The sequence below is a fragment of the Spirillospora sp. CA-142024 genome (assembly GCF_050942325.1).
GTDB lineage: Bacteria > Actinomycetota > Actinomycetes > Streptosporangiales > Streptosporangiaceae > Spirillospora.
The window spans coordinates 8,004,357-8,016,768 of record NZ_CP192077.1; the positions used below are offsets into that span (position 1 = coordinate 8,004,357).

The 12,412-nt window shown below is 70.7% G+C and carries 11 protein-coding genes; 6 read left to right on the forward strand and 5 right to left on the reverse strand.

Annotated elements, in window-relative coordinates:
• Nucleotides 1–25: 25 nt before the first annotated feature.
• Together ACQPZP_RS37815 and ACQPZP_RS37820 are read right to left on the reverse strand one after the other, a co-directional pair.
• On the reverse strand, nt 26–1,174 hold the full coding sequence (locus tag ACQPZP_RS37815; RefSeq protein WP_433474459.1) for a glycosyltransferase family 4 protein: 1,149 nt from the start codon (nt 1,172–1,174) through the stop codon (nt 26–28).
• 125 nt (nt 1,175–1,299) lie between these two features.
• Nucleotides 1,300–2,004, reverse strand: a complete 705-nt coding sequence (locus ACQPZP_RS37820) for a class I SAM-dependent methyltransferase (protein ID WP_433474460.1) — start codon at nt 2,002–2,004, stop codon at nt 1,300–1,302.
• Nucleotides 2,005–2,070: 66 nt separating this feature from the next.
• Between ACQPZP_RS37820 and ACQPZP_RS37825 the strand changes: the two genes are divergently transcribed.
• Entirely contained in the window at nt 2,071–3,039 is a 969-nt protein-coding gene (locus tag ACQPZP_RS37825) for a lysylphosphatidylglycerol synthase transmembrane domain-containing protein (protein WP_433479738.1), read from the forward strand.
• Nucleotides 3,036–3,359, forward strand: a complete 324-nt coding sequence (trxA, locus tag ACQPZP_RS37830; protein WP_433464462.1) for a thioredoxin — start codon at nt 3,036–3,038, stop codon at nt 3,357–3,359. The genes ACQPZP_RS37825 and trxA overlap by 4 nt, the downstream gene beginning before the upstream one ends.
• Here the strand turns inward: trxA and ACQPZP_RS37835 are convergent.
• The 3 genes from ACQPZP_RS37835 to ACQPZP_RS37845 all read right to left on the reverse strand — a co-directional run bounded on the left by ACQPZP_RS37835 (nt 3,334) and on the right by ACQPZP_RS37845 (nt 7,505).
• Entirely contained in the window at nt 3,334–4,437 is a 1,104-nt protein-coding gene (locus ACQPZP_RS37835; RefSeq protein WP_433474461.1) for a glycosyltransferase family 4 protein, read from the reverse strand. The genes trxA and ACQPZP_RS37835 overlap by 26 nt on opposite strands.
• Before the next feature lie 4 nt (nt 4,438–4,441).
• Nucleotides 4,442–5,359: a glycosyltransferase family 2 protein gene (locus ACQPZP_RS37840; RefSeq protein ID WP_433479739.1), complete on the reverse strand. Its 918-nt coding sequence runs from the start codon at nt 5,357–5,359 to the stop codon at nt 4,442–4,444.
• An 85-nt stretch (nt 5,360–5,444) separates the two neighbouring features.
• Nucleotides 5,445–7,505 (reverse strand): hypothetical protein, encoded by a 2,061-nt coding sequence (locus ACQPZP_RS37845; RefSeq protein ID WP_433474462.1) that lies wholly within the window; start codon nt 7,503–7,505, stop codon nt 5,445–5,447.
• Nucleotides 7,506–7,631: 126 nt separating this feature from the next.
• Between ACQPZP_RS37845 and ACQPZP_RS37850 the strand changes: the two genes are divergently transcribed.
• The 4 genes from ACQPZP_RS37850 to ACQPZP_RS37865 all read left to right on the forward strand — a co-directional run bounded on the left by ACQPZP_RS37850 (nt 7,632) and on the right by ACQPZP_RS37865 (nt 12,411).
• Nucleotides 7,632–8,483: a TIGR03089 family protein gene (locus ACQPZP_RS37850; RefSeq protein WP_433474463.1), complete on the forward strand. Its 852-nt coding sequence runs from the start codon at nt 7,632–7,634 to the stop codon at nt 8,481–8,483.
• A 111-nt stretch (nt 8,484–8,594) separates the two neighbouring features.
• Nucleotides 8,595–10,016 (forward strand): LCP family protein, encoded by a 1,422-nt coding sequence (locus tag ACQPZP_RS37855; RefSeq protein ID WP_433474464.1) that lies wholly within the window; start codon nt 8,595–8,597, stop codon nt 10,014–10,016.
• A 90-nt stretch (nt 10,017–10,106) separates the two neighbouring features.
• Nucleotides 10,107–11,222 (forward strand): acyltransferase family protein, encoded by a 1,116-nt coding sequence (locus ACQPZP_RS37860; protein WP_433474465.1) that lies wholly within the window; start codon nt 10,107–10,109, stop codon nt 11,220–11,222.
• A gap of 19 nt (nt 11,223–11,241) precedes the next feature.
• Entirely contained in the window at nt 11,242–12,411 is a 1,170-nt protein-coding gene (locus tag ACQPZP_RS37865; protein ID WP_433474466.1) for an acyltransferase family protein, read from the forward strand.
• The last annotated feature ends 1 nt before the right edge of the window (nt 12,412 follow it).

Consider the following 12,412-nt stretch of genomic DNA (forward strand, 5'->3'; position numbering starts at 1 on the left):
CCATTACGAAGACGCGCCAGGGTTCCTAGTGGGTGTGGGTCGCCGTGTACTGGTCCACGGCGCGCTGGTAGGAGGCCATGTGCGCCTCGGCGGACGCCGACCAGGAGAACTGCCGGGACCGGACGTGGGCGGCCTCGGCCAGCTCGGCGCGCCGGGTCGGGTCGTCGATCAGGGCCGCGAGCGCGCCCGCTATGCCGGACGGGTCGGGTTCGGTGTAGGCGACCGCGTCACCGCCGACCTCGGGGAGTGGACCGCGGTGGGTGGTGAGGACGGGCGCGCCGCAGGACATGGCCTCCAGGACGGGCAGGCCGAAGCCCTCGCCGCGGCTCGGCAGGGCCACGACCAGGGCGCCGCCGAAGAAGCCGGGCAGCGACGGCCACGGCAGGTAGCCGGGCCGAAGGACGCGGAGGTCCAGCGGGACGGTGGCGAGGGCCGCGTCGACCTCGTCGTCCCAGCCGCCGCCGCCCGCCAGGACGAGCGCCGGCGCGTCCGGACGGCCCGCGCAGGCGTTGACCCAGCCGCGGATCAGGTTCGGGACGTTCTTCCGCGGCTCCAGCGCCCCGAGGTAGGCGACATAGGGGCGGCCGTGCAGGCCGAGGCGGTCGGAGACGTGCTTGACCTCCGCTTCGGACGGCCGGTGGAACACCTCGTGGTCGACGCCGTGGTAGGCCACGTCGATGTGCGCCGGGTCGGCACCCAGGATGCGGACCAGCTCGTCACGGGTGGCGCGGGACGGGGCGATCAGCCGGGTCGCGCGGCGGGCGGCACTGCGGGTCGCCGACTTGATGTAGGACGTCCGGACCGGGTCGTGCATCTCCGGCTCGGCGAACAGCGTGACGTCGTGGATCGTCACCACGGTCGGCAGGACCGCGCTCACCGGCATCGTGTAGGTCGGCAGATGGATGACGCCGGCGCCGACGCGTTCGGCCACGTGCGGCAGGCCCGACTGCTCCCAGGCGAGCCGGGTCGCGCGGTGCGACAGCGTCGCCGGGCCCGCGACGACCTGCGCTCCGGGGACGAGTTCCTCATAGCGTTTCGCGTCCACGCGCTGGCAGGCGACGGCGAGGTCGGCGCCCTGCCGGTGCAGGGCGCTCAGCAGCCCATCGACGTACCGGCCGAGCCCGCCGCGGTCGGCCGGCACGGCGGTGGCGTCGAGCAGAATCCGAGGCGCCACGGTCCACTCCCCCATCCAGCGCGGTGGCGTAGATCACTTTTTACTCTTCGAGCGTACGCCCGGCGGGCGCGCGCTCGCCGGATCTCATTCCACGCGATTCATCGTGGGAGCCCTCCCCCAGATGGTCACCTCTTACGCGCCCGGACCAGCACGATGCTGCCGCGCTCGTTCGGAGCCTTGCGATCGGCGAGGGCGACCAGCGGGGTGAGGGGCGCCGCCGCGTTGAAGCCGACCTTGCCACCGTACGTGGACAGCGACAGGTAGAGGCGCTCGGTGGCCGCCGTGCGGAACTGGTAGCTGTGCTGGACCAGGTCGAGGCCCCGCTCGTCCATCAGCTTGCGCAGGCTGTCGTGCGTGTAGGTGTGCTGGACGTGGTACTTGGCCTTGTGCGCGTCGCGCAGCTTCGGCCAGGCGTCCGCGCGGCTCAGCACGTCGGCGGACATGAAGATCTCGCCGCCGGGCTTGAGCACCCGCGCCATCTCGTCCAGCGACCTGCCGCCGTCGTCGAAGTGCTCGATCGCGCAGACGGACAGGATCGCGTCGAACGAGCCGTCCCCGAACGGGAGCCGGAGCGCGTCGCACTCGACCAGCGCGGGCGCGTGCGCGAGCGTCCGCCCGTAGACCATCTTGCCGCGGGCGAGGTCGATCGAGACGGCGTCGGCGCCCCGCCTGCGCGCCCGGCCGGCCCAGTAACCGTCGCCGCCCGCGACGTCGAGGACCCGCTTGCCGCGCAGGTCGCGTCCCATCCAGCCGAGCAGCGTCCCCGCCTCGCGGTACCGGCACACGTGCACCTGGTGTCCCATGAAGGCGACCACATCCGAAATCTTCATCGCCTCCCAACTCTAGGCCGCGCGGGCGGCTGCGAGGTCACGTTCGCCTACGCTGGGCGCGTGAAGATGAAGGTCGTCGCCGTCCGGGGCCTGCGCGTGCTCCTGGTACTGCTCGCGCTCGCGTTCTGCGGTTACAGCGTCGCGTCCCAGTGGGACGCCACGGTGGACGCGTTCCGGCAGATGTCGTGGGCCGTGCTCGCCGGCGCGCTGGCCGTGGGCCTGGCGGGGCTCTTCGCCTGGATGCTGGGGTGGCGCGAGTTCCTCGGCGGTCTCGGGTCGCCGCTCCCGGTCCGGGCGATCTTCCGGATCTCCGGCGTCTCCCAGCTCGGCAAGTACGTGCCGGGCAAGGTGTGGGCGCTGGTGACCCAGATCGAGATGACGCGCGAGCACAAGGTGCCGCCCGAGCGGAGCTTCGGGTCGACGATGCTGGCGGTGGCGACGTCCATGTCCTGCGGGCTCGCGGTCGCGGCCGTGACACTGCCGCTCACCTCCGCGGCGGCCCGCAGAGAGTACTGGTGGCTGTTCCTGCTGGCCCCCGTGCTGCTGGCGATGCTGCACCCGAAGATCGTGAGCTGGGCGCTCGGCGTGATGCTCCGGCTCGTCCGCCGGCCGCCGCTGGAGCACCCGGTGAGCCTCGGCGTCACCCTGCGGGCCATCGGCTGGACGGTCCTCGGCTGGGTCCTGTTCGGCGTGCACACCTGGCTGCTGTGCGCGGCCGTGGGCGGTGACGGCAAGGGACTGCCGTTCGTCGCGACCGGCGCCTACGCGCTCGCGTTCGTCGCCGGCTTCCTCGTCTTCATCGCCCCGGGCGGCATCGGGGCGCGGGAGGCCGCCCTGACGGTCGTCCTGACGCCGGTGCTCCCGGCGGGCGCGCCGGTCGTCGTCGCGATCGCGTCCCGGGTGCTGCTGACCGCCGCCGACCTCATCAACGCCGGCGTCGCGTTCCTGCTCGGGCGGACGGCGCCGGACGCGGGGAATGAACCGCCGTCCAAAGAGCTTGTGACGGGTACGCAGCCAACGAAGGAGGGACCGTGACGGCCCCGATCACCGTGACCGACGCGACGTTCGCGGACGAGGTCCTGAGCAGTGACACCCCGGTGCTGGTCGACTTCTGGGCCGACTGGTGCGGGCCGTGCCGCATGATCGCTCCCGTGCTGGAGCAGATCGCGGCCGAGCAGGACGGCAAGATCAAGATCGCCAAGATCGACTACGACGCCAACCCGGAGACGCCGAACAAGTACGGCGTGATGGGCCTGCCGACCCTGCTGCTCTACAAGAACGGCGAGGTCGTCGAGCAGATCGTCGGCGCCAAGCCGAAGCGCGCCCTGCTCAAGGTTCTCGAACCGCACCTGTGAGCGCGTCCCCGGTGAGCGCGTCCAGGTAGGCGGCCCACACCGGGCCGTGGTCGACCGGGCGGACGCCGGAGCGCAGCCGCTCCGCCTCCCCCGGCGCGTAGAGGCGGCGGACGGCGCCGGCGAGCGAGCCGACGTCGTCCGGCGTGCAGATCAGCCCGTCCACGCCGTCCCGGATCTGGTCCGCGAACCCGCCCACGTCGGTGGCGATCACCGGCAGGCCGTACTCGTGGGCCATCCACACGTTCTGCGACGAGGTCGCCGAACGGTACGGCATCACGAGCGCGTCGGCCGCGGCGAACAGGCCCGGGATGTCGGCGGCCGGGACGTACCCGGGCCGCAACTCGACCCGCGACTCCAGGTCCAGCGACCCGATCAGCTCGCGGGTCTCCTCCAGACCGCCCCAGAACTCGCCCGCAACGGTCAGCGCGACGTCGTCCGGGCCCTCGGCGAGAGCGCGCAGCAGCACGTCCAGCCCCTTGTACGGGCGGACGATCCCGAAGAACAGCAGCCGCCGGCGCACCTTCCCGTCGCCGGGCGTGACCGCGGCGGCCGCCGGAAGATGGGCGGCCATCTCCGCGACCCGCACCGGACGGCCGGTGAGCGTCCGGGCGAGGCCGGCCTGGGCGTCGGTGTGGACGAGGACGCCGTCCACCTTCCGCAGCAGGCGCTTCATCAGCGGCTCGTCGTACGCCTTCCGCTCGTGCGGCAGCACGTTGTGGCACAGCGCCACCACCCGCGCCCCGCCCCGGAGACCGGAGAGTATGCCCAGATAGGACGGCACCTGGACGGTGCTCAGCACCACCAGGACGACCAGGTCGCAGGAGCGCAGGTCGCGGCCGGTGCGCCACCAGCCGTCCGGGCGGCGCCAGTCGAGCCGGTGCCGGGTGTCCGGGAACGGCTCGCCCTCCGGCTCGGAGATCGTCTGCTGCCCCGGATACAGGAACGACGGGTACTGGGCCCGCCACGACTCGATGACGACGTCGTGGCCCGCCGCCGCGAGCCGGTGCGCCAGTTCGGTGGTGTGCCGGGCTCCGCCGCCCTTGTACGGGAAGGCCGGCCCCACGATCGCGATCCGCATGCCGCTAGACGTCGCCGCGCGATCGGACGATCAGGTCGGCGAGCAGCGCCAGCGACGCGATGATCAACCCCGTCACGAAGATCATGATGGTGTTGTTGGCGAAGTAGCCGAAGTGCACCACCATGTCGAACACGCCCTTGAGCAGCCCGATCAGGATCAGCCACAGCGCGGGCGGCATCAGCACCTTGAGCGGGTTGAAGTACATGACCATCCGCAGCACCTGCAGGATGTAGCGGTAGGCGTCCTTGGTGAAGTGGAACTTCGACTTCCCGGCCCGCTTGGCGTAGTCGATCGGCACGTACCGGACCGGATGCTGGTTCGACAGGAACGCGATCGTGATCGTCGTGACGCAGGAGAACCCGGGCGGCAGCAGCCGCAGGTACGGCAGCGACACCTCGCGGCGGAACGCGCGCAGCCCCGAGTTCAGGTCCGGGATCTTCGAATTGGTGAGCCGCTCGGCGACCTTGCGGATGAACCACTTGGCGGGCACCCGGAGCGCCTTGTGCGTCCCCTCCTCGGTCGTGCGCGCCCCGACGACCTGGTCCACGGCCGGGTCGGAGTCGAGGACCTCGACCAGCTCGGGGATCCGCTCGTTCGGGTAGGACATGTCGGCGTCGGTCCACACGACGATGTCGCCGCGGGCCTGTTGCGAGCCGATGCGCCGCACGGTGCCGGAACCGCTGTTGTGCTGGAACGCCATGATCCGCATGTTCGGGAATCGGGGCGCCGCCTCCTCCAGCCGGGCGAGCGTCGCGTCCGTCGAGCAGTCGTCGACGGCCAGCAGCTCGTAGGACTTGCCGCTGTTGTCCATCGCCTTGCAGATGCGCTCGACCTCGTCGATCACATGGTCCTGCTCGTTGTAGCAGGGCAGGACGATGGTGACGTGGACGTGCTCGGACAGGGGCTCGGACGCGGGCTCCACATCGGCGGGCGGCTGGGGCGTCGGCTCGGCAGACTGGGTGCTCACGCAGCGCGAGGATACTCGCACCGGCGCGGGGAGGCGTCGTCTATGGCCTCGGCGGCTCGGCGATCCAGACGTCCGCGGCCAGCCCCCAGGTCCCGCCGGGCGGCCCGGTGAGGGTGCGTCCGTCCTGCCGGGTCTCCAGGTGGAGGACGCGTCGCGGCGTCCCGTAGGGGGCGACCTGCTCCCGCTTCGCCGCCATGATCACCGGGTGCCGTCCGGCCGCGAACACCCTGCCGGCGACGCGCCTGACGTCCCCGGTCGCGGCCCCGCCGGCCGTGCGCGCCGCGGGCAGCCCGCACATCCCGCGGACGACCTGGAGGAACCGGTCGGCGGTGGACTGCTCGACCATGACGACCGAGGCGCCCGGCCTCAGCTCGTCGCACATGCCGTCCACGGCGGCGACCTCGTGCTGCTCCGTCCGGGTCACCAGGTAGCCGCCGGACGTCAGGACGATCGGCACCAGCATCAGCGCGACTCCGGCGACCGCGCCCGTCCGCACCACCTTCGGCCCGTATCCGAGCCGCCGGACGCGCTTCACCGCCCAGGCCGACGCGAACACCGTGAACAGCAGCAGGCCGGGGACGACGAGCCCGATCAGCCGCCGGGACGCCCACGGGTGGTCGGGCGTGATCCCGGGCCGCACCAGCACCTGCGTGGTCGTCCAGACGATCATCGCGTAGGGCAGCAGCCACTCCGGGGACCGCCCGCGCAGCAGCCTCCGCGCCAGCAGCGCCGCGCCGAGCGTCGCGAACAGCAGCGCGGGGACGCCGATGTACCAGACGACCCAGTAGAGGGACAGCTCGGAGTACTGCCGCGTGCCGTCCACCGGGACGTGCTGGATCCGCTGCACCATCTCGATGAACCGGACGTTCATCTCGTCGTCGCTCGTCGCCGGAGCGCGGCGGACGGTCTGCACCAGCGGCCGGATCGCGAAACCCGCCATCACGAGCACGGTGAGGACCGCGGCGGCGCCCGGAACCCGGCCGCGCGCGACGGACGCGCCCGCGCGGCGCAGCCACGTCCCCGTCCGGTCCCGGCGCAGCAGGAGGACCATGAGCGCCGTCGCGACGACCACCGCGGCCGTGATGGCCGCCAGCGGCACGAGGGACGTCTTGAGGTACTCCAGGTAGGGCAGGGACATCGCGAAGCCCTCGGCCACCCCGGCGCCCACGCCGAGCAGCAGTCCGCCGGCCATCCAGTACCCGATCCCCCGCCGGCGCGCGATGAAGAGCCCCGCGAACGCCAGGACGGGCAGGACGTCCCGCAGCCCGTCGATGCGGACGAGCACGATCAGCCCGAGCGCGGCCCCGGCGAGGAACGCCTTCAGATCGGCGACGCGTCCCTCCTCCCGCCGGACGTCGTACATCAGCGACAGGCCGCCCAGCAGCAGGACGATCGCGGGAAGCTCGCTGAAGGTGCTGCGGGAGGCGTAGAGCATCGGCAGCGTCAGCGCGAGCAGCAGCGCCCCGGCGGGCGCCCAGCGCGGGCCGACGAGGCGCGCGACCAGCCCGGCGAACGACAGCACGCAGCACGCGCCGAGCAGCGGTGCCGTCAGCAGGATCCCGTGGGTGCCGCCGATCCATCCGGCCGGCGCCAGCACCAGCGGCCACCCCGCCATGAACTGCGGCACGACAGCGCCGTCGTGCTGGTAGAAGGCGGGGCTCGCGAAGCGCAGGACGGCGTCCGGACCGCCGAACGCCCGTTCCATCAGCGGGATCGGCAGCGACCCGTGCTTCGTCAGCCAGGTCGCGAACTGGACGTAGGACGCCGGGTCCCGGCGGACGATGATCTGCTCCGAGCACATGACGACCTGGAGCACCAGGAACGCCAGCGTGATCGCGAGGACCGCCCACACCGGCCACCGCTGCACCGCGTCCAGACCGCCGGGGGCGTTCAGGCTCCCGGGGCGCTCGCCCGCGGTGTCCCGCGGCCCCGACCGCAGGCCGAGCCACAGCACCAGGGCCGCGACCGGCACGAACAGCGCGATCGCCGGGGCCGGACGGAACACGCCCGCCATCAGCAGCGGCAGCGACACCGCGAGCCACGCCACGATGAGCAGCGCCGGAGCCACGGTGGCCCGGACGAGCAGCCGACCCGCGTTCATTCATCCGCCCCGTACTTGCTCGAAGAGAGCTCGCTCGCGTGTGTTCCGTCGTTCACCCGTGCGGAGCGTAGCGGCACCGGCCGGGTGATGGCTCACGGGCGATCATGCGCGCATACGCTCGGACCCATGAGCGCACATGCCGGGGAAGCGGTCACGCCCGCGGAGCTGCTGCGGCGGCGGGTGGCGGACGACCCGTCCCGTCCGCTGGTCACCTTCTACGACGACGCGAGCGGCGAACGCGTCGAGCTGTCCGCGCGGACGTTCGAGAACTGGGTGGCCAAGACGGCCAACTTCCTGGTGGACGGTCTCGCCGCCGAACCGGGGACGCGCGTCGTCCTCGTCCTGCCGCCGCATTGGCAGACCGCGGTGTGGCTGATGGCCTGCTGGTCCGCGGGGCTCGTCACGGAGGTCGTCGACCCGGAGACGCTGAAACAGGGCGGCGCCGAACCGATCCATGTCTCCGATCCGTACTTTGTGGCGGCGGCGCAGGAGGTGCTGGACGACGTGGTCGCGGACGAGACGCTCGCAGGCGGAGCCGAGGAGATCGTCGGACTGTCGCTGCACGCGCTGGGCGGACCGCTCACCGACTGCCCGCCCGGCGTGACCGACTACGCCGCGGAGGTCCGCGCGTACGGCGACCGGTTCGTCCCGGGGCCGGAGGTGACTCCCGGGACGCCTGTGATGACTGTGACAAAGGCCACATTCACCGGAGCGGAACTGGTGGGCGCCGCCCGCGCGGCCGCCGAGAAATGGGAGCTGGACGCGCGCGACCGGATTCTGGTTGACATGTCGTTCGCCACACTCGACGGAGTACTGACCGGCCTTATCGCACCACTAGCCTCGGGTGCTTCCGTCATAATCCAACGAAACTTCGACAAAGCCACCCTAGATCGTCGTCTGACCCTGGAGCATGTGACGGTGGTGGCCGGCCCACCCGGACCGAATGACGAATCCGGGTCCCCGTACCGGCTCCCCTGACCTACGCTTCCCCTTGCCCTCGTCCCGTTCCCCGACCCCTGGTAGCGGGCCGTTCCCCTTGTGGGGGCGACCCTCGACCCCCGGAACCGCCCATACCGGATCTCGGAGCCCATGAACAGCAACCCGATGTACATGGAGTACGTCGACGACGCCGACCCGCAGCCGGCGCCGCGACGCGGCTGGCGCATCCTCGGCTGGGTGTGCATCGGGCTGTCGGCGGTGATGGTGGTCGGCTCCCTGACCGCCTACGGCCTCTACCGGCAGGCGTTCGGGAACATCTCCCACGAGGACGTCAACGCGCAGCTGGGCCCGAACCGGCCGAAGAAGCTGAACAACGCGATGAACATCCTGCTGCTCGGTTCCGACACCCGTGCGGGCTCCAACGCCAAGTACGGCCGGCAGCTGAAGAACGAGGCCCCCCGCTCCGACACGATGATCCTGCTGCACCTGTCGCCGGGCGGCGGCCAGGCGATGGGCATCAGCTTCCCCCGCGACCTGATGGTCCGGATGCCGTCCTGCAAGAACCACAAGGGCGGGGTGGTCCCGGCGCAGACCCGCGCGCAGATCAACTCGTCGTTCACCAACGGCGGCGCGGCCTGCGTCATCAAGACGATCGAGAGCCTCTCCAACGTCCGCATCGACCATTTCATGCAGGTCGACTTCAACGGGTTCAAGAGCATCACGAAGGCGGTCGGCGGCGTCCCGGTGTGCCTGCCGAAGGACGTGAACGACCCCAAGTCCGGGCTCCACCTGACCAAGGGCAAGCACAAGATCGACGGCGAGACGGCGCTGGCGTACGTGCGCGTCCGGCACGGCCTCGGCGACGGCTCCGACACCGACCGCATCAAGCGCCAGCAGAAGTTCATGGGCGCCCTCGCCAGCAAGGCGATGAGCGCCGGGGTGCTCAGCAACCCCAAGAAGCTCTACTCGCTGATGAACGCGGCCACCAAGTCGCTCACCACCGACAAGGAGCTGACGCCGCAGGTCATGATGGACATCGCCCAGGAGATGCAGGGCATGACCTCCGGCAAGCTCCGGTTCGTGACCGTCCCGTCCGGGCCCGACCCCCTCGACCCGAACCGGGTGGCGCTCAACGACGCCGCGCAGCCGTTCTTCGCCGCCGTCCGCAACGACAAGACCGTGCCGAAGGAGCCCAAGCCCGGCACGTCGAAGATCCCGCCGAGCCAGGTGCGGGTGCGGGTGTACAACGGCAGCGGGATCGACGGTCAGGCGAGCCGTGTCGCCGACGACCTGGAGTCGCAGGGCTTCCAGGTCACTGTGGGCGGAAACGCCCCTTCCGCCACATCCACCACGAAGGTGATGTACGGTTCCGGTGCCGACCAACAGGCCCAGACCCTGACCGCGCTCATCCCGAGCGCGCCGCAGCCCGCGGCGCGCACCACGGGCGGCACGCCGGGCGTCGTGGACCTGATCGTCGGCCGGAACTGGACGAACCTGAAGAGCGCGGGCAGTGGCATCCCGAAGCAGCAGGGTGAAATCCGTGCCAGCGACGACATCTGCAAGGAGAGCTGACCGGGCAGCCCGCGTATGACGTACACCACCAGGCCCTCCGAGGCCGCAACGGCACAGCGCACCGAACACCTACCGTCCACGGATCCGGCGGTGCCCCCCGAACCGGGGGCGCCGGACGCCGTGGGCACCACCGTCTCCGGCACCACTGGCTCCGGCACCACCGCCACCGGCGGCGCCGAGCAGGGGAAGCGGCCGCCCAGGCAGCGCGACCCCTTCTTCGACAACGCGAAGTACTTCGCGATCCTGCTGGTGGTGGTGGGGCACTCCCTGGCCAATCTGCTGAACGTCCCGCTGGCCAAGGGCCTGTACATCTTCATCTACATGTTCCACATGCCGCTGTTCATCGTGATCACCGGCTACTTCTCCCGGAACTGGACGTTCTCCGGCGGCAAGGCGCGCAAGGTCATCACCAATGTCGGCGTCCCGTACGTGGTGTTCGAGGCCGCCTATTCGCTGTACGACTGGCTCGCCGGCCGCAACGAACTCGAGGTCAGCCTGCTGAACCCGTACTACCTGACGTGGTTCCTGGCCGCGCTGTTCATGTGGCGGCTGTCGACCCCCGTCTGGCAGCAGATCCGCTGGCCGCTCGCAGTGGCGCTGGTGTTCTCGCTGCTGTCGTACATGAGCAACCTCGGCGGGACGTTCGACATCCACCGGGTGATCGGGCTCCTCCCGTTCTACGTCCTCGGCCTCACGCTGAAGCCGGCGCACTTCGAGCTGCTGAAGAAGCCGATAGCGCGGCCGATCGGCGCCGTGGTGCTCGCCGCCGGTCTCGGCGCGTCCTACCTCGTCATGAACCACATGTCGCGGAACTGGATCTACTGGAAGCACGCGAACTTCCAGCTCGGCGTGGGCAACTTCGCCGGCACGGTGATGCGGCTCGCCATGTTCGCCTCTGCGATCGTGCTCGTCGCCGCGTTCCTCAGCCTGATTCCGCGCCGCCGTCACTGGTACACCCAGCTCGGCGCCTACACCCTGTACGCCTACCTGCTCCACGGATTCGTCACCCGCCTGCTCAACTTCACCGGCTGGTGGGGCGCCGACTGGATGCACACCCTGCCCGGGGTGTTCATCGTGATCGGCGGCGCCCTGGTGGTCGGAACGTTCCTGTGCTCCAAGCCCGTCGTCCGGACGATGAGCTGGGCGCTGGAGCCCAAGATGACCTGGGTGTTCACCCCCCTGCGACGCCCAGCCCGCTCCCGCTAGGGCACAACCTCCCGGAGAAATGACCGACATCCTCCCCACCCCGCCACCCGCCACTGGCAGTGCGCTTCCCACCACGGGCGGTGCGCAGCCGACGGCCGGTGCGCCGACGACCACCGTCCCGGCGCCCCGCGGGGGAAGCCCCACATCCACGTCCGCCTCCTCGTCCAAGCCCGGCTCGCGCGACGCGTACTTCGACAACGCCAAATTCTTCACGGCGGTCCTGGTCGTTCTCGGCCACTTCTGGTCCGTGTACGGCGACAGCCATGCCGTACACGCCGCCTATGTGGTCCTGTACGCCTTCCATATGCCGGTCTTCGTCTTCATCTCCGGCTTCTTCTCCCGTGGATTCATGCGCTCGACGGACAAGTTCCGGAGCGTCTTCCCCACGCTTATCGTCCCGTACGTCATTTTCATTCTGCTCTACCGGGCGCAATTGATCTTCATCAATGACGTCGACTTCCGGTTGAGCGAGATACTCCGGCCGCATTTCCTGATGTGGTTCCTGGTGGCACTCGTCCTCTGGCGGCTGAGCGCCCCGATCTGGGGGCACCTCCGCCATCCGGTGGCGATCGCGGTGGCGCTCAGCCTCGTCGGCGGCAGCTGGGCCTTCACCGCCGACTCCACGCTCAGCCGGACCGCCGGGCTGCTGCCGCTCTTCGTCCTCGGGCTGACGATCGACCCGAAGCACGTGCAGCGGCTGCGCGCCTCGTGGACGCGCTGGGCCGGGCTCGCCCTGCTGGCCGCCGCCCTGCCCGCCGCCTACGTCTGGGAGCTCGGCACCGTCGTTCCCAAGATCAACAGCGGGTTCCTGTACTGGAACGAGGGCTACTCCGACATGGGGTACGGGACCGCGGAGGGGATGGCCTGGCGCCTCGTGGCGCTGGGATTCGCCCTGCTTCTCGGCTCGGCCTTCCTGGCGTCCATCCCGCGGAAGCGGGCCTGGTACACCGAGATGGGCACCCGGACGATGTACGTGTACCTGCTGCACGGGCTCATCATGAAGACGTTCGACTACACGGGCGTGCTCGACGAGCCCGTCCTGCACGGGCCGCTCGGCATCATCGGGGTCACCCTGGCCGCGGCCGTGCTCGGCGTCGCGCTCGCCACCGCGCCCGTGCGGCGCCTCACCCACTGGGCGGTGGAGCCCAGCGCCCGATGGCTTCTCAGGCCCGCGCACGGTAGGACATAAG